General features: G+C 51.0%; 21 protein-coding genes. 10 read left to right on the top strand and 11 right to left on the bottom strand.

The window, feature by feature from the left end; genetic code table 11:
• Positions 1 to 55: 55 nt before the first annotated feature.
• The 4 genes from ACJJIC_RS07135 to dksA form a co-directional block, all read right to left on the bottom strand.
• Positions 56 to 3,016: an ATP-binding protein gene (locus tag ACJJIC_RS07135; RefSeq protein WP_445356674.1), complete on the bottom strand. Its 2,961-nt coding sequence runs from the start codon at positions 3,014 to 3,016 to the stop codon at positions 56 to 58.
• Positions 3,006 to 3,182: a hypothetical protein gene (locus tag ACJJIC_RS07140; RefSeq protein ID WP_252083161.1), complete on the bottom strand. Its 177-nt coding sequence runs from the start codon at positions 3,180 to 3,182 to the stop codon at positions 3,006 to 3,008. The genes ACJJIC_RS07135 and ACJJIC_RS07140 overlap by 11 nt, the downstream gene beginning before the upstream one ends.
• Positions 3,183 to 3,268: 86 nt before the next feature.
• Positions 3,269 to 4,189: a tRNA glutamyl-Q(34) synthetase GluQRS gene (gene gluQRS, locus ACJJIC_RS07145; RefSeq protein WP_445356675.1), complete on the bottom strand. Its 921-nt coding sequence runs from the start codon at positions 4,187 to 4,189 to the stop codon at positions 3,269 to 3,271.
• Between the two features lie 30 nt (positions 4,190 to 4,219).
• On the bottom strand, positions 4,220 to 4,657 hold the full coding sequence (gene dksA, locus ACJJIC_RS07150) for an RNA polymerase-binding protein DksA (protein ID WP_152454721.1): 438 nt from the start codon (positions 4,655 to 4,657) through the stop codon (positions 4,220 to 4,222).
• 254 nt (positions 4,658 to 4,911) lie between these two features.
• Here dksA and sfsA point away from each other — a divergent pair, with 254 nt between their 5' ends.
• On the top strand, positions 4,912 to 5,625 hold the full coding sequence (sfsA, locus tag ACJJIC_RS07155) for a DNA/RNA nuclease SfsA (RefSeq protein WP_445356676.1): 714 nt from the start codon (positions 4,912 to 4,914) through the stop codon (positions 5,623 to 5,625).
• A gap of 34 nt (positions 5,626 to 5,659) precedes the next feature.
• On the opposite strand, the gene ACJJIC_RS07160 is transcribed toward sfsA, so the two are convergent.
• From ACJJIC_RS07160 to ACJJIC_RS07175, 4 genes are all read right to left on the bottom strand, one after another.
• Positions 5,660 to 6,004, bottom strand: a complete 345-nt coding sequence (locus tag ACJJIC_RS07160) for a Rieske (2Fe-2S) protein (RefSeq protein WP_252083158.1) — start codon at positions 6,002 to 6,004, stop codon at positions 5,660 to 5,662.
• Between the two features lie 97 nt (positions 6,005 to 6,101).
• Positions 6,102 to 7,157, bottom strand: a complete 1,056-nt coding sequence (locus ACJJIC_RS07165) for a S1C family serine protease (RefSeq protein ID WP_252083157.1) — start codon at positions 7,155 to 7,157, stop codon at positions 6,102 to 6,104.
• Between the two features lie 124 nt (positions 7,158 to 7,281).
• Positions 7,282 to 8,166: a protease HtpX gene (gene htpX / locus ACJJIC_RS07170; protein WP_252083156.1), complete on the bottom strand. Its 885-nt coding sequence runs from the start codon at positions 8,164 to 8,166 to the stop codon at positions 7,282 to 7,284.
• A gap of 205 nt (positions 8,167 to 8,371) precedes the next feature.
• Positions 8,372 to 8,656 (bottom strand): TfoX/Sxy family protein, encoded by a 285-nt coding sequence (locus ACJJIC_RS07175; protein ID WP_252083155.1) that lies wholly within the window; start codon positions 8,654 to 8,656, stop codon positions 8,372 to 8,374.
• Positions 8,657 to 8,899: 243 nt separating this feature from the next.
• Between ACJJIC_RS07175 and ACJJIC_RS07180 the strand changes: the two genes are divergently transcribed.
• The 3 genes from ACJJIC_RS07180 to ACJJIC_RS07190 all read left to right on the top strand — a co-directional run bounded on the left by ACJJIC_RS07180 (position 8,900) and on the right by ACJJIC_RS07190 (position 11,123).
• On the top strand, positions 8,900 to 9,616 hold the full coding sequence (locus ACJJIC_RS07180; protein ID WP_445356677.1) for a M15 family metallopeptidase: 717 nt from the start codon (positions 8,900 to 8,902) through the stop codon (positions 9,614 to 9,616).
• A 142-nt stretch (positions 9,617 to 9,758) separates the two neighbouring features.
• Complete coding sequence (gene cysE / locus ACJJIC_RS07185; RefSeq protein ID WP_252083153.1) at positions 9,759 to 10,583, top strand: serine O-acetyltransferase; 825 nt, start codon at positions 9,759 to 9,761, stop codon at positions 10,581 to 10,583.
• A 51-nt stretch (positions 10,584 to 10,634) separates the two neighbouring features.
• A complete protein-coding gene (locus ACJJIC_RS07190) occupies positions 10,635 to 11,123 on the top strand; it encodes a hypothetical protein (protein WP_252083152.1) in 489 nt (162 codons plus the stop codon).
• 119 nt (positions 11,124 to 11,242) lie between these two features.
• Here ACJJIC_RS07190 and ppa read toward each other — a convergent pair whose 3' ends face one another.
• Positions 11,243 to 11,779: an inorganic diphosphatase gene (gene ppa / locus ACJJIC_RS07195; RefSeq protein WP_020412430.1), complete on the bottom strand. Its 537-nt coding sequence runs from the start codon at positions 11,777 to 11,779 to the stop codon at positions 11,243 to 11,245.
• 162 nt (positions 11,780 to 11,941) lie between these two features.
• On the opposite strand from ppa, the gene ACJJIC_RS07200 reads away from it, so the two are divergent.
• From ACJJIC_RS07200 to ACJJIC_RS07225, 6 genes are all read left to right on the top strand, one after another.
• Positions 11,942 to 13,315 (top strand): glutamine synthetase family protein, encoded by a 1,374-nt coding sequence (locus ACJJIC_RS07200; protein ID WP_444889525.1) that lies wholly within the window; start codon positions 11,942 to 11,944, stop codon positions 13,313 to 13,315.
• Positions 13,316 to 13,396: 81 nt separating this feature from the next.
• A complete protein-coding gene (locus ACJJIC_RS07205; protein ID WP_445356678.1) occupies positions 13,397 to 14,785 on the top strand; it encodes an aldehyde dehydrogenase family protein in 1,389 nt (462 codons plus the stop codon).
• 24 nt (positions 14,786 to 14,809) lie between these two features.
• Entirely contained in the window at positions 14,810 to 15,253 is a 444-nt protein-coding gene (locus ACJJIC_RS07210; protein WP_445356679.1) for a hypothetical protein, read from the top strand.
• A 251-nt stretch (positions 15,254 to 15,504) separates the two neighbouring features.
• Entirely contained in the window at positions 15,505 to 16,689 is a 1,185-nt protein-coding gene (locus tag ACJJIC_RS07215; protein ID WP_445356680.1) for an iron-containing alcohol dehydrogenase, read from the top strand.
• A gap of 63 nt (positions 16,690 to 16,752) precedes the next feature.
• Positions 16,753 to 17,355, top strand: coding sequence for a peptide-methionine (S)-S-oxide reductase MsrA (msrA, locus tag ACJJIC_RS07220; protein WP_445356681.1), 603 nt, complete (start codon positions 16,753 to 16,755; stop codon positions 17,353 to 17,355).
• Between the two features lie 132 nt (positions 17,356 to 17,487).
• Positions 17,488 to 18,513 (top strand): hypothetical protein, encoded by a 1,026-nt coding sequence (locus ACJJIC_RS07225; RefSeq protein ID WP_445356682.1) that lies wholly within the window; start codon positions 17,488 to 17,490, stop codon positions 18,511 to 18,513.
• Between the two features lie 152 nt (positions 18,514 to 18,665).
• Here ACJJIC_RS07225 and pdxR (ACJJIC_RS07230) read toward each other — a convergent pair whose 3' ends face one another.
• Together pdxR (ACJJIC_RS07230) and pdxR (ACJJIC_RS07235) are read right to left on the bottom strand one after the other, a co-directional pair.
• Positions 18,666 to 20,144 carry a MocR-like pyridoxine biosynthesis transcription factor PdxR gene (pdxR, locus tag ACJJIC_RS07230; protein WP_445356683.1) on the bottom strand — a complete coding sequence of 493 codons (1,479 nt, stop codon included), beginning with the start codon at positions 20,142 to 20,144 and terminating at the stop codon, positions 18,666 to 18,668.
• A 925-nt stretch (positions 20,145 to 21,069) separates the two neighbouring features.
• Entirely contained in the window at positions 21,070 to 22,536 is a 1,467-nt protein-coding gene (pdxR, locus tag ACJJIC_RS07235) for a MocR-like pyridoxine biosynthesis transcription factor PdxR (RefSeq protein WP_445356684.1), read from the bottom strand.
• Positions 22,537 to 22,642 lie beyond the last annotated feature (106 nt).

Raw genomic sequence — 22,642 nt, forward strand, 5'->3', positions numbered from 1 at the left:
AACGGAGAACCGGGTTATTTTTGCCCAGTTCCTGGCCGGTTTGCCGGCTGGAGTCTTAGCCTGCCAAGGGCAGCTGTACAGTAAATCTGGCGCCGCGGCCGGTCTCTGGATTGGCTGGGCTCTCCAGCTCTAGCTGCCCTCCGTGCTCCTCAACAATGCTGTACACCATGGCCAAGCCCAGGCCTGTACCTTCTCCGGGTTCCTTGGTCGTGAAGAAGGGTTCCAGAATACGCTCGCGGTGTTGGGCAGAGATACCGGGGCCGTCGTCGGTGACTGACACACAGGCACAACCCTTGGCTTCTCGACCGTCAATGCGGATGAGACCGCCATCCGGGCTGGCGTCGCGTGCGTTGCTGAGCAGGTTGATAAATACCTGGATCAGACGCTGGTTATCCCCGGGGGCGATCAGATCTGCTGGGACTGCATTTTCGAAGCGCACCTCGGTTTTATCCCGTTGCAGGGATAGCAGGTGCACCGCTTCCTGCACACAGGCGTAGAGGTCTACCGGAGCCCGCTCGCTCTCTTGGCTGCCACTGTGAGAGAAATTCACCAGCGAGTGTACGATGCGGCTGATGCGCTGGGTCTGGCTGAGGATTTGGTCGGCGGTTTCCAGCACTTCCGGGTTGTCGCAATCGAACTGGAGGTTCTGTGCCAGGCAGGCGATACCGGTCACTGGGTTGCCCACCTCGTGGGCGACACCGGCGGCGAGGCGTCCCACCGAGGCCAGACGTTCGCTGTGAATCAGCTCCTGCTCCAGAACCTGGGTCTCGGTGATGTCCTCGAGCAGTAACATCTGCCCATCGCCACGCTGGTTGCGGGCCCGCCCGCTGCGGCTGCGTTTTTGCCGGGTTTTGTGCAGGTTGAGCCAGTGGCTGTTGCCGCCGAGACTGACTTGCTGCTTGAAGCGGCTGGCATCGCTGGATTCGGCAAACTCCGCTAGCAGACTGCGCCAGGGCTCTGCCAGATATTCCAGCTTGGAGCCAATTACCTCAACGGCGGCAATCCCGGTGAGATCCTGCATGGCGTAATTCCACAACAGTATCTCGCCGTCGCGCCCCAGAGAGCAGGCGGCCATGGGCAACTCCTCCAGCATTTGCCGGTGGTAAAGCCGCAAATTGTTCAGCTCTGCCGCCAGCCCGGTCAGCTGGTGCTTGTAACGCCCCAGGCGTGTCTCGATCAGGTGGATATCCTTGTTGGCCGGCTGATCGCTGTTCTGAAAGGGAAAGTGGCGATCGATAATCTGGCCGGCCAGTACCCGTCCGAGCAGCCCGGACAGGTTGGATTCAATGCGATTGCGCAGCTGGCGCAGGGCATAGGGGCGGCGCTCGTTATCGGGCAGGTTGAGTTGATTGAGAGCGCGCTTCACCTCGGTGTTGGCGGTGGCCGCCCCTAGGCTCTCCGCCAGGCGCAGGCGAAAGTCCGCTGCGGACTGTACATCGAGCCCTAGGCGCAGAGCCTGGGCAATGGTGTCGTCACTGCATAGGTCGGCGGCGTATTGCTCCAGGCTGCTGGTCGAGGTAAACAGTGAGAGGCTGACGAATAGGAGTATGTTGACACCGAGGGACAGGGTAGTGACCTGGGTCCAGATGGACATGCCCAGGGGTATCTGCAGAGAAGTACCCGGTAGGGTGATGCCGGTTAGTTCGAACACCGATGGCAGCAAAAGGCCGCAACCCCAGATCAACATCCCCGCCAGAAGTCCACCAATCAGGCCGCGTCGATTGCCTCGCGGCCAGTGAATAACGGCGAAGATACCTGGTAGGAACTGCAGGGAACCGATAAAGGCCAGCAGGGCTAAATCCGACAGGGTTAGGCGATTGTCCAGCAGCAGGTAAAAGGCAAAGCCCGCGATAAACAATGCAGCGATTAAAGCGCGGCGCAGCCACACCAACTGGCGGTACATATTGTCTTCGGAGTCCCAGCGGGTGCCCGGTAGCAGCCAATGATTCATGACCATGGTAGATAATGCCAGGGTGATCATAATCAGTGCGCCGGTTGCGGCGGAGAGCCCGCCGATAAAGGCCAGTGTTGTGAGCAACGCTGAGCCACTGGCACGCGGTACCGCCAGCGAGAAGTACTGTACCGGTTCAGCCACATCCAGGGCGAAGCCCGCCCACATAATCGGAAAGATCGGCAGCGCCATTAGCAACAGGAAAAGCGGAAAACCCCAGCTGGCGGTGCGCAGGGCCTGGCCGGTGGGGCGCTCAGCGATGCTGAGGTAAAAGATATGTGGCATGGCCACGGCAGTAGCGATAAAGACTAACAGCAGCGTATGCGAGGAGCCCTGTTCAATGGGGGTGTAGAGCAGCTGCTGCATATCATTGTTTTCCAGCAGCCACTGGTCGAGCCCCGAGAAACCGCCGAACACACCGTAAACGGCATAACCACCGACCGCGGTCAGTGCCACCAGTTTAACCAGGGATTCCAGTGCCATGGCACTGGCGAGGCCCTCACCGCGCTCACGGGTGGCGCCGTACATACTGGTGAAGACTGCCAACAGCACACAGTAGAAAAAGGCGATTAGGTTTTTACTGGAAACACCACTGTCGGGCAGGCCGAGGGCGGCGACGCTGTCTCGTGACAACAGTGCCAAGGTTTCCGATACCGCCTGGATCTGTAGGGCGACCAGTGGTAGCAGCGCCAATAGCATAAACAGGGTGGCCAGGGTGCCCACCTGGCGGCTGTGGTAGCGGAAAACCAGCAGGTCTGCGGGGGAGTAGAGCTGGTAGCGTTGGGCCAGGCGCGCGAGGGGCTCCAGTGCCACAGGCGCAAATAAGAACATGGCACCGGTGCCCAGGTAGTAGGCAAGCACCCCATAGCCGTATTGCCAGGCGAGGTCGACAATGCCATAGAACGTCCAGGCAGATAGAGAGACCCCCAGCGAGAGTACGTACACCAGTGGATGGCGCACCCAGCGTGCGGGCAGCCAGCCCTTGGAAGTGGCGAAAGCGACAAAGAACAAGGTAGCGATATAGGCAACCCCGATCAGGGCAATATGGGCGATCTCAAAGCTCATTCGAGTTGCGCCTCCACTGGATAAAAATCGCCAGCAGGATCAAAACGAACCATAGGATAAAGGGCCGGTACCAGGCGCCAACGGGGTTGATCATCCAGGTAAATATGGTGGGGGAGAACACATAGCCCACCAGCACGAGCAGGATTAGCAGGGTGCGGTTGCTCATAGGTTGTTATGTAAATCCGCGTGGAGGGTGAAAAGTTAAATGGCGAGCCTGTCGGCTGGCGCAAAAATGTTAATTGCCTCCAACGATCAGTGCAATTGTCGGTCGCGTTTATCGATCTGGTGACGCTGCCAGCGTGCAGCAGCCCACTTGAGAATATGTTCTGGCGCCTCGCCCTCCAGCCCATCCGCGACATGAAAGCCGAGAAAATCCAGTGCGGTGCAGAGATTGCTGGCGGCTCGGTTGTCGTCGATAGCCGGTGCGTGGTTTTGTTTGCTGAGTTTTTGCGCCCCCCCCGGTCCCATGACCAGCGGTAGGTGGCCGAAGATCGGTGCTCTGTTATCGAGTAGGTGAAACAGACGAATTTGTGCAGCAGTGGTGTCGAGCAGGTCCGTTCCGCGCACGATATGAGTAATGCCCTGGGCAATATCATCGACCACTACCGCCAGCTGATAGGCGTAGAGGCCATCGCGGCGCTTGAGAATGGTGTCTTCACGCACTGGCTGGGATTGGGGCCCGCGCCAGATATCTTCGAAGTGCTCCTCGCCTCCGGCACAGGACAAGCGCAGGGCGCAGGCACCTGTGCCCTCGTCTTTTATCCGGCAGGCTTGATTGTCGTGCCCACCATTTTGACGGATCTGGCTGCGTGAGCAATGACATGGATATAGGAGTCCGCGTTGGCGTAACTGTGACAGAACTGCCTCGTACTGGGCGTGGCGCTTACTTTGCCACACCACGGGGCCGTGCCAGTGCAGCCCATGGGATTCCAGGGATTTCAGTATTCGAGTGGCTGCGCCGGGCTCCTCGCGCGGGGGGTCGAGATCTTCCATACGCACGAGCCAGTGCCCGCCATACGCAAGGGCGTCCAGATAGCTGCCGAGTGCGCACACTAGCGAGCCGAAATGCAGAGGACCGCTCGGAGAAGGCGCGAAGCGACCGAAATAGGGCGTTTTACTATTCAAAGTGATAGGGGCGGTCCCGTCGACCGCCCTGTCGAGCCGGGCGATCAAGGGTGATCGCCGCAATACGATGGGGAAAAATCAGCCGGAAAGCTGTTTTTCTTTGATTTCCGCCAGGGTTTTGCAGTCCACACACAGGGTTGCGGTGGGGCGCGCTTCAAGACGGCGGATACCAATATCGACCCCACAAGCTTCACAGAAACCGTAATCATCCTGGTCGATCAGTTCCAGGGTGGCGTCGATTTTCTTAATCAGCTTGCGCTCGCGATCGCGGGTGCGAAGTTCAAGGCTGAACTCCTCTTCCTGGCTCGCACGATCAGCGGGATCGGGAAAGTTTGCAGCCTCGTCTTTCATGTGGGAAACGGTGCGGTCCACTTCCGCCATCAGTTCGGCCTTCCAGGCCAACAGCAAGTTGCGGAAATGCTCCTGCTGCTTCTCATTCATGTACTCTTCGCCCTTAGTCTCCTTGTAGGGCTCAAAGCCGTGCAGAGAATCGGTGCTCGCAGCAGTTTTGGGCATAGTCGTTGCCTCTCTTTCTTTACGGGCCCCCGATAATGGGGGCGATACCACCAAATTCAATCTAGCCTAGACCGGAATCTTTTTGGGTGATGCTTTTTTCACCTATCAAATCAGTTGCGGTGGCAGGCTAATCCTTGCCCCGATTGCCGGTACCCCGGCGACCGAGAGCGAGGAAGCTATCAAATCTGCGCGATTCGCGCCACAAATAGTTGTCTGCTATTTTGTGGCGCTGAAATGTACAAGAGTGCCAGCCAGTGAAGTTTTCCCCAGAGTTACAAAAGGCCACCCTGTTGCGTCGCTACAAACGTTTCCTCGCTGATGTGGAGACGGCTGATGGCGAGAAATTTACCATCCACTGCCCAAATACCGGTTCTATGAAAAATTGCTGGATCGAAGGCGGCGCCTGCTGGTATTCGGACTCGGGCAACCCCAAGCGCAAGTACCGCCACACGCTGGAAATTTGTACAACACCGGATGGATCTCTGGCCGGCGTCAATACTGGGCGCGCGAATGCCCTGGTGGAAGAGGCAATAAATTCCGGAGTGGTTAGTGAGTTGCAAGGGTATGAATCCCTGCGTCGGGAAGTGCGTTATGGCGAAGAAAACAGCCGCATCGATTTTCTGTTGTCTGGCGATGCTGGCGACTGCTATGTGGAGGTTAAGAATGTCACCCTGGCGGATGGTGCGCGGGGTTATTTTCCCGATGCGGTGAGTGCTCGCGGTGCTAAGCACCTGCGTGAGTTACAGAAATTGGCTGAGAGTGGTGTGCGTGCAGTGCTTTTTTACTGTGTACAGCACAGTGGCATAGATAGCGTAGAGGCAGCGCGAGAAATCGACCCGGCTTATGCTAAAGCTCTCGACAGTGCTGTCTCAGCCGGTGTGCAGGTGCTCGCTTACCGTGCGCGGATGAGCGCCGATGAAATCGTTTTAGGCGAAGCTCTGCCGTTTCGCAGAGGGAATTTAGAGTAACTGGTCGGGTGGGGGCCACCCAGCCAGTAAAATCTTATTCAGGCAGCAGGGCGTAGAGGCCGTCTTGGGCGTATTCCACGGGGATGGGAGTAAGTGAATCGCCGGTGCAGGGCCCGGCAATACATTCGCCGGTTTCAATGGTGAACAGCGCCCCATGGGAGGCGCATTGGATCAGTGCGCCATCGGGATCGAGGAACTGGTCTTCCTGCCAGTCGAGATTGATACCGCGATGGGGGCAGGTGTTTTTATAGGCGAAAACCTCGCCCCCTTTCATTACCGCAAACACATTGTCGGTGCCGGCGGCGGTGTCACCGAGGGAGAAGCCCTTGGATTGCCCTTCCGCTAATTCCTCGTAACGGCACAGGAAGTATTTCTGCATAACTGGTCGGCCTTAGGCGCAATTATTTATTCGTTATTGCGGCGCCTTCTCTCCAGATAGGTTGATTTGGGGAAGCTGCGCCAGATTCTGCCCCGATTTATTGGGGCGCCGCGAGTGTAATCGAGGTGTAGCGGATTGTCCCGTTGCGCATTATCCCCAAAGTGATCTGGTCGCCGGCGCGGTACTTCTCAAGTGCATTGAGCAGGTCGTCGTAGCTGCGGACGGGTTGCTGTTCGACTTCCACGATAACGTCTCCGAGCTGCCAGCCCCCTTGGCGTGTGCGATAAATGCCTTGTAAACCGGCTTTTTCCGCCGGCATACCAGGGGCTGTGCGCAGCACCGCCACACCTTCAAAACCGTAGCGGCTGCTCCACTGGTCCGGTGCGGATTCAATGCCGAGAATCGGTCGCACCAGGCGGCCGTAGTTAATCAGTTGCGGCACTATTTTCTTTACAGTATCCACAGGAATAGCAAAACCGATGCCCACACTGGCACCGCTGGGGCTATAGATAGCGGTATTTACCCCGATCAGACGGCCGAGGGAATCGAGCAGGGGACCGCCAGAGTTGCCGGGATTAATGGCGGCATCGGTTTGGATCACATTGCGAATGGTGCGGTTGTTGGCGGCCTCGATTTCACGCCCCAACGCGCTGACCACTCCGGTGGTTAGGGTAGTATCAAGGCCAAAAGGGTTGCCGATGGCGAGTACTTTTCGGCCCACAGAGAGTTCACTGGAGGTACCGGCAACCAGTGGTTTAAGTAATTTTTTCGGAGCCTCGATTTTCAACACCGCCAGATCTTTTTCGGGAGCGGAACCCACTACAGTGGCGGGCCACTCACTGCGGTCCTGCAGGGTGATTGTGACTTTACGCGCGCCCTCGATGACATGGAAATTGGTCACAACGTGACCCTGTTCATCCCAGATAAATCCACTGCCGGCGCCTTTGGGTACTGCGTGCAGGCGCAGGGTTCTGCGATCGCGAACCAGGGTTTCATTGGTGACATACACCACAGAGGGGCTGGCAAAATTAAACACCTGCATGGTGTTGCGTTCGTCATCTGTGGCGAACTCCTGTACCTCTGCGTACAGGGGAGCACTGAGGATGAATAAAAGGATCGACAGAATAGTGGGCAGAGTTTTAAGCGGTGTCATGGTCGCTGTCTTCGCTTTAGCACTTTAATGAAAAGTTTACTTTGCTCGTTGTGAGGGAGTGAAGATGGGGGCGCGGCAATGAATTAAAACCCGCCCCTAAAACGTGCCAACAGCAATCTGGGTATTACTTACGGAAGTTTTGCAGGGCCAGGATACGATCATCCAAGGGTGGATGGGTGGCTAATAGTGCGCCCATATTGCCGAAAATACCGAAGGCTTTCATATTGCCCGGCAGCGGTTCTTCGTGACCCCGTTCAGATTCTACTTTGAGCCGTTGCAGTGCGGCGATCATTGAATTGGGACTGGCGAGGGTGGCGCCGGCGTGGTCTGCGCGATACTCCCGACGGCGGCTGAACCAAGCGATGATAAACATGGCGAGGAAGCCAAAAATTATATCCATCACGATAGAGGTAACGTAATAGCCGATGCCAAGGCCTTGCTCATTGCGCAGTATCACCCGGTCGACAAAGAAACCGACCAGCCGTGCGAAGAACATCACAAAGGTATTCACCACTCCCTGAATCAACGCCAGAGTTACCATATCGCCGTTGGCCACGTGACCGATCTCATGGCCGATCACCGCACGGGCCTCTTCGCGGCTGAAGCGCTGCAGTAATCCGGCGCTTACAGAGACCAGGGCATTGTTGCGATTCCAGCCGGTGGCAAAGGCGTTGGCCTGGGGCATGGGAAAAATACCCACATCCGGCATACCGATATTGGCCTTGCGCGAAAGCTCCCGCACAGTCTCCACCAGCCATTGCTCATCGGCGCTGCGCGGCTCGGTGATAATCTGGGTGCGGGTACTCATGCGGGCGATGGTCTTGGAGAGAAACAGGGATATAAACGAACCACCAAACCCAAAAAGAGCGCAGAGGAGTAACAGTGCCCCCAGATTCAGGTCGACCCCGTTGGCCTGAAGGATGCCCCCGATGCCAAAAATATTGAAGATGATGCCAACCAGAACTAATACCGCAAGGTTGGTCAGCAGGAATAGCCCAATGCGCAACATCGGCTCTCTCCGTCTCTTTGCCCTTAGACAAGTTTAGATAGGTTGTGGTGGTTTGTGTGACAAAAGCTCGAGTTATTGCGTAGCCGTAGCATGGGGTAAGGCATTAAGGGCCTGTGCGAACGTCTCGGTACATCTTGCGCAGGCACTCAGATGCGCAAGGGCCCCAGCGTAGCTTTTCCCTTTCTAAAATTGTTGGTGACAGGCTTTAGTTTGAATTCTGTGTAGCCAGCAGGCGGTCGGCTTCAGTCACCAATTGCTGTTTAAGATCTGGGTCCAGATCGTTCCAGTGCACATCAAGTAGAGCACCTTGCAGTGCATAAAGCATGACGCGCGAGGCGTTGATCCCGCGGTTGCGAATACTGATAAAGGCCTCAACCGGGCCAATACGATGGAGGTCTTCGTAGGTGCGAATACCAATGGAGTGAAGGATGTTAACGGAGGCGAGCCCCAAATTTTTCAGCTTAAGTAGTTCTGATTGACTTGGGTGCATTCAGTTTTCCCTGCAAGGTTTTCCGTCCAGTAGTCACGATCAATCCCCAATCGCGGGGCTGAACTTAACATAAATTAGCAAGCTGCCAACAAAGATAACCGCCGCATGGCCTAAGACAGCGCCTATTACTTTGCCTAGCATTTCCAGTGGCCACTTATTCCATGCCGCTCTTTGGTAGAGTAATAGCTGGGGGTTTACTCACTTTAGCCCGCCTTTTGAAAATCGCCTGTCTATAGGAGCCAAATGTTATCCACACCGCTTAAGAGTATGCTCTTCGGGCTAACCGATATGCACGTTATCCTCGATCCACCCTCAGGACAGCTGCTGCACCCTGAGGCACTGGTGGCATTTCAGCGCCTGCGGCGCGATGCGCGAGATGCCGGTTTTGACCCCAAGGTGGTCTCAGGTTTTCGCAGCTTTGAGCGCCAGCGCACCATCTGGAATAACAAGGCACAAGGACTGCGTCCAGTGCTGAACACCGATGGCGTAGAGCTTGAAGTCTCTGAGCTGCCGCCGCGGGAGTTAGTGCTGGCCATACTGCGTTGGTCGGCACTGCCCGGTGCCTCGCGCCACCATTGGGGTACTGATTTCGACATTATCGATGCCGCCGCTGTAGCCGAGGACTACCAGGTACAGCTCACCCCACAGGAAGTGGTCGATGATGGGGTTTTTGGCGCTTTTCACCAATGGCTGGATCAGCGTATAGCCGCGGGGCAAAGTTACGGCCTGTTTCGTCCCTATGCCGAAGATCTCGGTGGCGTTGCACCGGAGCGCTGGCATTTGAGTTATGCACCGCGAGCCCTGGAGCTACAGCACCTGTTGACACCCGAACGCCTGGAGGCGCAGTTGCGCTCCTGCGACTTGGCGCTGTGTGACACGGTTTGCGAGCAGCTGGAGCACATCTATACGCGCTTTGTATGGATTCCGGATCACTGTTATCCAACAGATATGCCGCTCTGAGCAAAATCTAGGTAAATCGGTACGCTTTATTTTCACCGCCGGATGGCGCTTGAAAGGCCCTGGTATTCCTGCGAAGCTGCGCGGGCCCAATGGCGCAAAGTAGTGTGAGACAAATCAAATACAGTAGGAAAGCGCCGGGAAAATGAGTACGACAGGTGAGGAACTGAATATCGACAGCCAAACTGAGCCCAGAGACGTATGGAGTGCTATGCGCGCAGAGGCTGCCGCAGCCGCCAGGGATGAACCGATTCTGGCGAGTTATTTTCACAATACGGTGCTGCGCCACAAGTCGGCGGAGCACGCAATCGCCGACCAGTTAGCCTCAGTCCTGGATCACAATGCACTCACCTCCACCGCTTTGCAGGAGGTGATCGCTTCGGCATTACAAGCAGATACAGGGATATCCCGCAGTATGCTGGCGGATATCTGTGCTTGGTACGATCGCGATCCAGCCTGTGATCAGTACCTCACCCCCTTTCTCTACTTCAAGGGCTTTCATGCACTGCAGTCGCACCGAATTGCCCACTGGCTGTGGAAGCAGGGCCGCACGACGCTCGCGCTGTACTTCCAGAGCCGTGTGTCGGAACAGTTTTCTGTGGATATCCATCCCGCAGCTCAATTTGGCAGCGGCATTATGATTGACCACGCTACGGGCCTGGTCGTGGGAGAGACCTCGGTGGTGGGCGACAATGTCTCTATTTTGCATTCGGTGACTCTGGGCGGCAGCGGTCGCGGTTCCGGGGATCGCCACCCGAAGATTGGTCACGGGGTTATGATCGGTGCCGGTGCCAAGATATTGGGGCCTGTGCGGGTGGGTGAGGATGTGAAGATTGCAGCGGGTAGCCTGGTTCTACAGGACGTCCCCGACCACACCACAGTGGCCGGTGTCCCCGCGCGTCAAGTCGGTGGCCGGATAGAAAAGGCCCCCGCGTTTACCATGGATCAAACCCTGGATTCCGAAGAATAAACTCACTGCAGCAAGCATTATCCAACCAGCATTACACATAGGGATTGAGTGATGACCCAAGCCACCTATAGCCTGATTTTCCGCGGCGACCTGATTGCCGGGTTTACCGCCGGTGATGTGAAGGCCAATTTGGCGCGCTTGTTTAAGAGCAGCCCGCAGGCAGTGGAAAAACTGTTTAGTGGTCGACCGCTGGTGTTACGCAAAGGATTGAGCCGCGCCCAGGCGGAGCAATTTCAAGCGACCTTGGCCAAGGTTGGGGCTCAGGTCAATCTGAAAAGCGAGGGTGGCCCTGAAGACGTCCCTCCGGTGCCCGAGCCGAGTCAAACACCTCAGCCAGAGGGTCCTCGCGTTCCAAACTGGACGCTCGCGCCAATGGAGGGCAATCTGATTAAGGACCACGAACGCGAGTCGATAGCGGAGGTGCAGGTGCCCACCGAACATATCAGCCTGCGCGCGGCGGAAGGGTTGTTACTGGATGAGAGCGAGCGGGCCGAAACAGTTGCTGCACCAGTCAATATTCCCCAATGGGATCTCAATTAGATCTTCTGCGATTCGCGTTGATTACAGCGCCCAGGCATAAAAAACCGGCTAGATGCCGGTTTTTTATGCCTGTCAGCCCGGCCAATACAAAATCGTGCCGGGCTTAAGAGAAGCTGTGATTAGCCTTCTTCTTTCAGGTAGCGCTCGCGAGAGGAAAGCACTTCTTTGCGCGCTTCTTCAGCGTCGGCCCAGCCTTCCACTTTCACCCACTTGCCGGCTTCCAGAGCCTTGTAGTTCTCGAAGTAGTGTTCGATCTGCTTGAGCAGCAGCTCGGGCAGGTCGCCAATTTCCTGAACGTGATCGTACAGCTTGGTCAGCTTGGTGTGAGGTACCGCCAGCAGCTTGGCGTCAACACCGGATTCGTCGGTCATTTTCAGAACGCCGATCACGCGAGAGCGGATTACGGAGCCAACCATTACCGGGTAGGGTGCCACTACCAGTACGTCCAGGGGGTCGCCGTCTTCGGACAGAGTCTGGGGTACATAACCGTAGTTGGCTGGGTAGAACATGGGAGTGGCAACGAAACGATCCACAAATACGGCGTCTGAGTCCTTGTCCACCTCATATTTGATGGGGTCGGAGTTGGCAGGGATCTCGATGATTACGTTGATATCGCTGGGCAGGTCCTTACCTGCGGGGATCTTGTCGAAGCTCATTGCTGGTCCTGAACTGGGTAAAACGAAAAATTTGGAGCGCGGATTATATATGCAGTTCGGCACGGCTGAAAGTCACGCCCTTAAAGGAAATATGGGGCGTCAAGGCTCGGCTGGCGGGTCTATCCTGTAGGACATTGATAACAACAATGGGCAGGGATGGCCATGATCAAAGCGCGGGAGGTAAAAACCGTTCAGGAGGCTCGTGCCATCGTTGAGGGGCGCGGTCTCAGTCATGTGAAAGTGGGCCTGTTTGATTTGGATGGGGTCATGCGCGGCAAATATATGAGCCGTGAAAAATTCTTCTCTGCCCTGGAGCAGGGGTTTTCCTTCTGTGATGTGGTGCTGGGCTGGGATGTCAAAGACCAGCTCTATGACAATACCCGTTATACCGGCTGGCACACGGGCTACCCAGACGCGCCGGTGCGCATCCTGCCCCACAGTTGTCGCGATATTCCCTTTGAAGACAATATGCTGTTATTCCTGGCGGAGTTTGATGAACGGGCTCAGGTCGTGTGTCCGCGTGCGGCTCTGCAGCGGGTGGTAGACCGTTGTCGGGCTATTGGATTTGAGCCCTTCGCGGCTTTGGAATACGAGTTCTTTTTATTTGATGAGACACCCGAGTCGGTACGGGAAAAGGGCTTTCGCAATCTGAAGCCTTTCACGCCGGACTGGTTTGGCTATTCAATGCTGCGCAATTCGGTTCATGCCGAACTCTACCGGGAAATCCTCGAAATGGGTGAGTGTATGGACTTCCCTTTGGAGGGGCTTCATACAGAAACCGGCCCGGGGGTTCTCGAAGCGGCAATCGCCGTGGATAGGGTCGAGGCTGCTGGGGATAAAGCCGCACTGTTTAAAACCTTTATGAAAGTGCTGGCCCAGCGTATGGGCCTGATGGCGACTTTTATGTCGCGCTGGTCCAGCGATCTTCCCGGGCAGAGTGGTCATATTCATTTATCGCTGCGCGATTTGAATAACGGCAATGCCGCGTTTTTCGATGGCTCTCAGCCCCAGGGAATCAGTGAGACCATGCGTTACTTTATCGCCGGCCAACAGCGCCTGATGCCAGAGTTCCTGGCTCTGTTCGCGCCAACTATCAACAGCTACCGTCGCCTGGTTCCGGGTTTCTGGGCGCCTACCGGTGCGAACTGGGGCGTGGAAAATCGCACCACGGCCTTGCGTGCGATCCCCGGCGGGGAAAAATCACAGAGGGTTGAATACCGCCTGGGCGCTGCAGATGCTAACCCTTATCTGGCGCTGGCCGCCGCCCTGGGCTCCGGCCTTTACGGAATCATGCAGCAGTGGCAGCCCAGTACCCCCATCGAGGGTAATGCCTATACCCTGACACAAGAGGCACAGCAGGCGTTGCCTACCACTTTATGGGATGCCACCCAGCGCCTAAAAAATTCTGAGACGGCTCATGAATTATTCGGCAGTGAATTTATTGAGCATTTCGCCGCCAGCCGGGAATGGGAGGAGCGCGAGTATCGCCGCCATGTTACTGACTGGGAGCTGGATAGGTATTTTGAAATTATTTAAATGGCCCTTTTAAAAGCCCGCTTTTGTGATTTTTTGGATGGTAAGGAAATCAAAATAAGCCGTGGATAAGGAATATTTAATATGCACCACCTTCGCTGTATTTCCCCTGTCGATAACAGTGTATATCTGGAGCGGGCCCTGGCCGGAGAGGCTGAAATTCGTGTAGCCCTGGATAGGGCGGCGGCTTCACAAAAAGCCTGGCGATTGACCCCTCTGGTGGAGCGTATTGCCATTGTCCACCGTGCAGTGGAGTTTTTCACAGAGCGCAAGCATCGTCTGGCTGAGGAACTCTGTTGGATGATGGGCAGGCCCATTCGTTTTGCACCGGGGGAAATAGATGGCTTTGCAGAGCGCGCTACGGCCATGGCAAATCTGGCAGAGGAGGCCCTTGTAGATATCCATTTGCCAATTAAACCGGGATTTTCCCGCTTTATACGCCGTGAACCGCTGGGGGTTTCCCTGGTGATCGCCCCCTGGAACTACCCCTATTTAACCGCGGTAAATGCACTGGTGCCATCCTTACTGGCCGGCAATGCGGTCATATTAAAACACTCGGCACAAACGCCCTTGTGCGCCGAGCGTATGGTGGAGGCTTTCAGGGAAGCAGGTCTGCCCTACGGAGTATTTCAATATTTGCACCTCAATCATTCCAATACGCAACGTTTAGCCTGTGCCGAAGAAATCCAGCATATTGCTTTTACCGGATCTGTGGACGCCGGGGCCAATATAGAGCGTATCGTTGCCGGCCGATTTATCCAGTTGGGACTGGAGCTGGGTGGTAAGGACCCCGCTTATGTGCGTGAAGATGCGGACCTTGAACTAGCGGTAGAGGCTGTAGTGGATGGTGCTTTTTTTAATTCCGGCCAGTCTTGCTGTGGTATTGAACGTGCCTATGTGCAGGAAAATCTATTTGAAGAATTTGTCGAACGCGCTGTGGCACTAGTGGATGATTACCAATTGGGGCGCCCCGATGACCCTCAAACAACCCTGGGTCCGTTAGTCAATGCAGAGGCTGCCGACAAAGTGCGCACTCAAATTGATGAAGCAGTGGCCCAGGGCGCCCAGCCCCACCTGCACAGCAGTAAATTTTCCATGGACAGGCGCGGTACTCAGTATATGGCACCACAATTACTCACTGGTGTGCGGCAAAAAATGCGGGTAATGCGCGATGAATCTTTTGGCCCGGTTTTGGGGGTGCAAAAAGTCCATGACGATGGTGAAGCTCTAGAATTAATGAATAACAGCCCTTTCGGTTTGACGGCAGCTATTTTTTCACAGGATGAAGAAACTGCCCTGGCAATTGGCGATCACTTGCGAGTGGGCACAGTGTTTCTCAATCGCTGCGACTATTTAGACCCGGAATTGGCCTGGAGCGGCGTTAAACAGTCTGGCAGGGGATGTACTTTGTCCAGAGTCGGGTTTGAGCAGCTAACCAGGCCCAAATCATTTCATTTTAAAGTTGGGGGCTAGTAAACCAGTAAAGAGGGAAATGTTGTGAGGTGGATTGCCTGTTGTATTTATGGTGTGTTCTTAACTTATCCCCTAGTGCTAAACGCGGAGTCCTATGTTTATAGAGATATTGCTCTAGAGGTCCCTGATGGTTGGTCGATACGCAGAGAATATAATGACTATGTGGGAATAGAATTTTGCCAGAATGATACAGGCAATGTGATGGGTTTTTTTCTGAGGAAAGGGTTGTTGGTTAATGGAGGAGACCCCAGTGCGTTCTTAAAAATGCACTCATTGGAGCATCCAGTTTCTTCGGTACAGATTGGCAAATATTCAGGTTACTTTGTCACTTTTACATCGGAAGGAAAGTGTTCGGCAAATTGGTTTTTGGGGGATGGGAGCGATCTACTGATTGCGTCCTATCAAGGAGACTGTCATTCAGTGGACTTTACTCCAGTGATTAAGTTGGTTGAATCTATCGAGCCTTAAATAGATGTAGTCGATTAATGATGATTCTGCTGGTTTTATAGGTCCAATTACTAAAATGAGAATCGCGCTTTTTTCAGCTGTAGTTTCGCCTATGGATAATAATCCCGAACTTTTACAGGTGGGATATCCAGATAGCGTTGAGGTCATGAACAGAAAATTTGTTTTTAACCTTATTCTATCGGTTAAACGCATAGAGACTGTGGATAACTAGAAATTTTAAATGGTTAGGCGGTAAAGGCAGAGAGGATAATGTGGATAAATACCGGGTAAACTGGAATTTTCCTACCAATATTTGGGTTGGTCCCGGCCGGATATCAGATCTTGCCAAAGCCTGCTCTGATCTCAATATGCAGCACCCCTTACTGGTAACGGATCCCGGTATTGCAGGCATACCACTGCTTCAACGCGCATTGGTGCCTTGTAAGGAATACGGCCTGGAGGTGGAGATTTTCTCCTCAATCAAGGGGAATCCCAATGGTGAGAATATTGACAGTGGTGTCGAGCTGTTACGAGATAAAAATTGCGACGGCGTAATCGCCTTCGGTGGTGGTTCAGCCATAGATGCCGGTAAGGCGATTGCCCTAATGGCCGGGCAGCGTCGTCCCATTTGGGATTTTGAAGATATTGGCGATAACTATAAGCGGGTTGACCTCGACGGCATGCTCCCGGTAATTGCCGTGCCTACAACTGCGGGCACTGGCTCGGAAGTTGGGCGGGTGGCGGTCATAACCGATGAGCAGGCGAAGGTAAAACGCCTGATATTTCACCCCAAACTATTGCCGGATATCGTCATACTGGATGCCGAGCTGACTCTGGATCTTCCCCCCCAGATTACTGCAGCCACTGGCATGGATGCACTCTCGCATAACCTGGAAGCTTATTATTCCCCCATTTACCACCCCATGGCAGAGGGGATCGCCCTGCAAGGCATGCGGCTGATCAAAACGTATCTTCCGCGGGCTTACATGATTGGTACCGAGTTGAAGGCGCGTCAGCAGATGCTGGTTGCTTCCTGTATGGGTGCGACTGCCTTCCAACGTGGCCTGGGAGCCATTCATGCTCTCGCGCACCCTCTTGGTGGCCTTTACGATAAACATCACGGCTTACTCAATGCCATACTGATGCCCTATGTCCTTGTAGCGAACAGGCCAGCCATAGAGGTTCCCATGGGACAATTGGCGCTCTCTTTGCAATTGACCGGGAAAGACATGTTTGAGAGTGGCTTTGATGCAGTGCTTAACTGGGTTATTGGCCTGCGTAAGCAGCTGGGCATTCCTCATACTTTGCAAGAAATTGGTATTGGTAGCGATGATGCCGATAAGATTGGTCGTATGGCTGCAGAAGATCCGTCTGCAGCCAGTAACCCAATGTCTTTTAACGCAGTGGAATATCGCGATATTTTCCTGCGTGCCTGCCAGGGCACTGTCACACTGTAAGAGTTTCACCCTATAAGCCGACAGAAGATTACCTATCAATAGAATTGTCCACAGGAATTAGCTATGCGCGGCGTCTTTACTCTGTTTATCCTCCTGGCTGCCACCCTCGGATATGCCCAGGATTCCCCGAATATTCGTACTGCTATTTTTGCCGGTGGTTGTTTCTGGTGTATGGAACCACCCTATGACAAAGTGAATGGCGTGCTGGAAACCACCTCAGGTTACAGCGGAGGTCATGTGAAAAATCCCACTTATGATCAGGTCTCTGCTGGTGGTACAGGTCATGCTGAGGTGGTACAAGTTAAATATGATGCAAACAAAGTGAGTTATTCCGAGTTACTCAATATTTTTTGGCACAACGTGGACCCCTTTGATGCCGGTGGCCAGTTTTGTGACCGGGGCGACCAGTACCGTGCTGAGATCTTTTACGGTAATGAAGAAGAGAAGAAGCTGGCCGAAGAGAGTAAGAAGAAAGTAGAGGCCGAGCTGGGTAAGAAAGTTGTCACCCAGATAAAGCCTGCCGCTACTTTCTATCCGGCAGAGGCTTACCACCAGGATTATTATCAGCGCAATCCCCTACGCTATAAATACTACCGCTTTCGCTGCGGGCGGGATCAGCGGCTTGAGGAAGTTTGGGGTAAAGGAAAAAGTAAGAGCAAGAGCTGATGGGCGAGGGGTGTTTTTTAATCTCTTAAATAGAGGTGCCCTTAAGCGAATAAGTCTGCTGACTAGGATAATTCAGATGTGGTAAACGGCATGGGCAACACCGAATCTGGCAGGTTGCAAGAAGGGGAGGTAATGAGCACTGCAGCAGGATTCCCCGTTCTTTATCGCTATATAGCTGCAGATAAATCCAAACCTCTAATGGTATTTGTGCCGGGTAACTCTCACTTGGCACGTATCTTTTATGGCTGCCCCGAGGCCAGGGAAGAAGACTTTATCAGTTATTGGGTACATTGTTCAGGCCACCCCTTCCTTGCTATATCCTTCCCCATCGCCAATAAGGCCTTTGAGGGATATTACCCCAATTTCACCATCGCAGACTGGGGTAAGCAGGTCGCGGAGGTAATTGACAAGATTGTCACTGAGAATAACTTACAACGTGAGGTAATCGTTTGTGGCTGGAGTATGGGATGCAAGATTGCCGGAGCTCTTGGGAGGGAAGCGATTGGTAAGAGCTTCTCAATAGTGATGTTTGTTGCCATGTCGGGAGATCCCGCTGTTCCAGGCTTCTTGCCAAAAGCAAATGCTGAAAATATCGCTATGACACCAGAAGGACTGGCAAACCGGGAGAGCTTATACCCCTGGTTTTTTCAGGCACTGGAAGATCAAAGTACCTATAACGGCCACACTATTCTCCCAAAAGATATTTATCGGCAGAGGATCCTGGGGGCCACCCCTGTGGGATTGATCGGCGCGGGCCTGATGTATAAGAATGGCCAATTTGTAGAAGACTTAGGGTGGAGTCTTAAGTCCGCGAACACTTTCAATTACGACGATTATCCTTTTCCTGTGGTTATTCATGGTAATTCGATATCTGATGCGGAAAACGTATTACTAAATACCTCTAACTGGGCGTTTATTAGAAATAGAGTGCTTATTAAGAGGGTGCTTGGAGATAATGCATTGAAGGACCTCTCTTCTGCTCAGTGGGAGCGTCTTCAAGGACTAGTTGAAAACTCTGGTAGCCACTTTTCAATATCCCTTCCCGGGGGGCACTTCTTTTTTTTAGGGGAGCTCGGTGTCAGGTCAGTGGTAAAAAGCATATTTAAATTATTGCTGCGAACTAATAGTACTCCCATATTGTATGGCCGTAAGTTATAGGGCTTGTATATTCTAAGGCGATGTAATAGCGGAATTTTGCGGATAGGTATTGCAGGATATATTATCAGGAGATAATCTTAGACTGTAGATGTTTAATATAAATACAGTCTAAGGGTGGGTGAAATCAATGAGTTGAAGCAGTATAATTTATATCAAATATAATTTATCTTGTCCTTTAGTAGATTTTTTAAATGCTCCACAAATTGCTCTCGTTGAGTCTGTGTTGTATTCACGCAACCAATAATTAATCCAGACTTGGCTGGTTGATTTGCGTAAGATAGGGAAAGCGCTGAACTCCCATATCCATTCTGGTTGAGTTTTTGTGCAAGTTTGATGTCATTAAAGCCTGGTGTACTAATAACAACATACATAGATGCACTGCTTCTAATTAGCTTAACATTTGGTTCGAGTTTACTTGTGATTAATTCGCAAAAATGCTTCCATTTATCCCGATAATGTTTTTGCATTTTTCGCACATGTCTCACAAAGTGTCCTTCGGCAATAAAGTCAGCTATTACTGCTTGATAAAGTAGTGTTGAAGGTCCTGAGAGCGTGGCTTTTGTATATGTGAAAGAAGATACTACGGGCTTAGGTACTACAAGATAGCCTAAGCGTAAATTTGGTTTTAATACACGATTAAAACTACCGATAAATATCACTGGGCTGTTTTCACGCATTCCTTGTAAAGCCGCTATCGGCTTTTCTCCAAATGAAAACACACTATTAGATTCATCTTCTAATACCCAGCAATTAGATTTTTCTGCCCAGTCTAAGAGCTTGTCTCTTTCATAAGTTGGAATAACGCCACCCATTGGGTGTTGGTGAGTTGGGCTTGTATAGATTAATTTTGCTTCTATTTTAGCTTGTAAAACTTTGCTTACATCCAATCGATTTGCATCTAGATCAATAAAATTTATTTTTGCATTTTTGGCTTCAAAAGCGATTCTTGCACCTCGGTAGCATGGGTTTTCAATAATTACAGGGTCAGCATGATTTAATATGGTTTGAGCACAAATGTTTAAGGCTTCCTGCCTCCCGTTTGTGATAATGATTTGATCTGGATTGCAGCGAACACCCCGAGATAAAAGTAAATATTCTGCAAGTCTCTCTCTTAAAGGGAGATATCCAATTGGATCACCATATCCGCTAATGGAAATCCTATCTTGATGTTGTCGATATATTTTATTCCAAATAGAAAAAGGAAAAGCTCTTAAATCGGGCATGCCTGGAGAAAAAGGGAGGGTTGGTGGCCAGCGTGCCATAAGAGAAGATTGAGATTTTAACATCTCACAATAGTTTGATAACACTGGAAGATCATTGTTGTTATTGCCACTCTCACTGATTAAATTTGACTTGTTTGAATCTATTACACAATGTGGTAGGTGATAAGAAACAAAAATCCCTTTTCCTGCTTCACTAAAAAGAAATCCTTCATTTTTTAGTTGTTCTATTACTTGCGTGACAGTATTTCGGCTGATTTGTAAACATTCAGACATTCTTCTGGATGAAGGGAGTTTAACTCCAGGTGATAGACGCCCATTAATTATTCGTGCCATTAAGGCATTATAGAGTTGCTTCTGAAGAGGTTTGTCTCGATTTAGGATTAAGTCAGAAAAATCTGGGGCACTCACCGTAGGTACCATTAAATAAAATTAAATTTATAGGAGAATGATAACTTTCAAGTTTAATTTCATCTGTTTGATCTAGGTTGTGTGAGTCTTTACATGCTGCATTATTGTACAATTTTTTTAAATTAGGATGGTATGTGTAAATTTAAGAGATCTATTATTGGTTCAATAATGTTTGATGGTTAAATCTTATTGCACTTCCTTTCAGATATGATTGGAGATATGGAGTGTTATCATTCAGTATGGATTGCAGAGTTTATTTTTTTTCATAAATTAGTTTGCCAAGTTTACCACCTTAGAAAACCTTTCAGCGGGTGGTACCATGATTTTTTCTAAACTGGACCTTACTTTTTTGGTTTGTAATTGATTTAATTGCCTTATTTGTTGTTGAATTTGATTCCGGTATTATTATGGCAAGGTGTTTTAATGTAAGTGGAGCGGTTTAACTTTTAGTTGTTTATTTAGGAGTGCAAGATATTTCCCTATGTTAAAGTTAGGTGACTTATTGGGGCGGGCATATAGCGTGAGAAAAACTTATATAGTCGAGATGCGCCCATTTGCGAATAGTGCAATATATAATTTTTATGCAGTGACTTGTTTTGGGGTGGGCAAAGTTTTATAAAGTGCAATCACATATAATTCTGTGCGATAAGTTAATGCGGTTGTAAATGTCTAGAAGTTTATAATTGCGGTATTATGCTCTTTAAATAATGCTTAAATATTTTAGCTTGATAAGGTTTGAAGTTTTCTTTATTGGGTGAGCAACAGTTTTGTATTGGGTGGGGGTGTTAATTTCACTGCTGTTAAGGTGGATGAAACCCATTGTTAAGAGGCATCAGTAATAATCACCTAGCTGGTGATTTTTAATAGTTTTATTATGTTTATTTTTATAGTAAGTGCCAGCTCAAGATTAATAGTTTTAGAATAGCTACTCTTGATTTTTTAAAAGCTTCGATAGGTGTTCAACGAACTGTTGACGTTGAAGGTGAGTGGTATTGGCACATCCTAATATTAGGCCGGATATTTTCGATTTGTTGGCGTCAGTTAGAGATAATGGGGTACTCCCGAAGCCTCTCTGGTTAAGCTTCTCATGCAAATAGATATCATCGTGCCCTGGAGTTTTTATAATTACAAGCATAGCCGCACTACTTTCAATAAGCTTTACATCTGGCTCTAAATGAAAATGAATTAGCTGACAGAAGTGTTTCCACTTTTCTTGATAGTTTATTTGCATTCTGCGAATGTGCCGCACATAGTGCCCATCATTAATAAAGTCGGCTAATACTGCTTGCTGGGGCTGGTTACATGGTCCTGAAAGTATGGACTTAGTATCTACAAAAGAGGATACAACAGACTTTGGTACTATAAGATAGCCCAAACGTAAGCTTGGCAAAAGTGTTCGGCTAAAACTGCCAATAAATATAACTGGAGTGTTTTTCTTCATGCCTTGTAGGGCGGCTATCGGCTTTTCTTCAAATGAAAATATACCGTTGGCTTCATCTTCTAATATCCAACACTTCGATTTTTCAGCCCAATTGAGTAGCTTACTTCTTTCTTGAAGTGGGATAACCCCACCCATAGGGTGTTGATAAGTCGCTGTTGTATAAATGAGTTTTGCTTGTTTATCTTCTCTGACTAATTGATCTATATCCAGTCGATTTTCTTTTAATTCAATCAACTTTACGGCTGCATTCTTTGTGTGAAAAGCAAATCTTGCTCCTCTATAGCCCGGATTTTCCATTAAAACAGTATCGCCACTATTAAGTATTGTTTGGGCACATATATTTAAAGCTTCTTGTCTTCCGTTAGTGATGATGATCTGTTCAGCTGTACAACGAACACCCCGTGAGGCCAGTAAATGTTGTGCTAGCCTCTCTCTTAGTGCTAAGTATCCTTGTGGATCTCCATACCCGCTAATTGGTATCCTATCCTGGTGTTGTCGATATATTTTATTCCAGATAGCAAAGGGGAATAACTTTAAATCTGGCACACCTGGTGAGAAAGGAAGAAGGATGGGCCAGCGCGACTTAAGTTTAGGTCGAGATTTTATTGTCTCACTATAATCTGAGAGTGGTGGTAAGGAGAGCTCTGGATTATTCTCGCTCAGAGTAGAATTTTCGGCTGTTTCAATGGTGCTGAAATCTAAGTTGCTGGAGACGTAAATAGCTTTACATGCCTCGCTAACAAGAAATCCTTCTTTTTTTAATTGCTCAATCACTTGGATAACGGTGTTTCTACTGATATTCAGGCTCTCAGACATTCTGCGCGAAGAGGGCAGCTTTGTACCCTTGGTAAGTCGCCCATTCACTATCCAATCTATCAATATTTGATAGAGCTGCTTTTGAAGGGGGCGATTTCGATCAAGAGATAGGTCAAAAAGGTCTGGAGCACTCACTACCTGCACCAAGAAGAATTCAAACTTAAATTCTATTATTTTTTTGTATTATATCTAGAGTGTGTCGCCAAATGATTATTTGCTTAAGTTTCTTTAAAAAATATAA

The sequence above is a fragment of the Microbulbifer mixtoriginis (SeqCode) genome, from assembly GCF_052468275.1.

Excerpts from the sequence above, each read along its gene's own strand:
- ACJJIC_RS07135 (WP_445356674.1), bottom strand. The coding sequence starts at position 3,016 with ATGAGCTTTGAGATCGCCCATATTGCCCTGATCGGGGTTGCCTATATC.
- ACJJIC_RS07140 (WP_252083161.1), bottom strand. The coding sequence starts at position 3,182 with ATGAGCAACCGCACCCTGCTAATCCTGCTCGTGCTGGTGGGCTATGTG.
- dksA (WP_152454721.1), bottom strand. The coding sequence starts at position 4,657 with ATGCCCAAAACTGCTGCGAGCACCGATTCTCTGCACGGCTTTGAGCCC.
- ACJJIC_RS07160 (WP_252083158.1), bottom strand. The coding sequence starts at position 6,004 with ATGCAGAAATACTTCCTGTGCCGTTACGAGGAATTAGCGGAAGGGCAA.
- ACJJIC_RS07165 (WP_252083157.1), bottom strand. The coding sequence starts at position 7,157 with ATGACACCGCTTAAAACTCTGCCCACTATTCTGTCGATCCTTTTATTC.
- htpX (WP_252083156.1), bottom strand. The coding sequence starts at position 8,166 with ATGTTGCGCATTGGGCTATTCCTGCTGACCAACCTTGCGGTATTAGTT.
- ACJJIC_RS07175 (WP_252083155.1), bottom strand. The coding sequence starts at position 8,656 with ATGCACCCAAGTCAATCAGAACTACTTAAGCTGAAAAATTTGGGGCTC.
- ACJJIC_RS07180 (WP_445356677.1), top strand. The coding sequence starts at position 8,900 with ATGTTATCCACACCGCTTAAGAGTATGCTCTTCGGGCTAACCGATATG.
- cysE (WP_252083153.1), top strand. The coding sequence starts at position 9,759 with ATGAGTACGACAGGTGAGGAACTGAATATCGACAGCCAAACTGAGCCC.
- ACJJIC_RS07190 (WP_252083152.1), top strand. The coding sequence starts at position 10,635 with ATGACCCAAGCCACCTATAGCCTGATTTTCCGCGGCGACCTGATTGCC.
- ppa (WP_020412430.1), bottom strand. The coding sequence starts at position 11,779 with ATGAGCTTCGACAAGATCCCCGCAGGTAAGGACCTGCCCAGCGATATC.
- ACJJIC_RS07200 (WP_444889525.1), top strand. The coding sequence starts at position 11,942 with ATGATCAAAGCGCGGGAGGTAAAAACCGTTCAGGAGGCTCGTGCCATC.
- ACJJIC_RS07205 (WP_445356678.1), top strand. The coding sequence starts at position 13,397 with ATGCACCACCTTCGCTGTATTTCCCCTGTCGATAACAGTGTATATCTG.
- msrA (WP_445356681.1), top strand. The coding sequence starts at position 16,753 with ATGCGCGGCGTCTTTACTCTGTTTATCCTCCTGGCTGCCACCCTCGGA.
- ACJJIC_RS07225 (WP_445356682.1), top strand. The coding sequence starts at position 17,488 with ATGAGCACTGCAGCAGGATTCCCCGTTCTTTATCGCTATATAGCTGCA.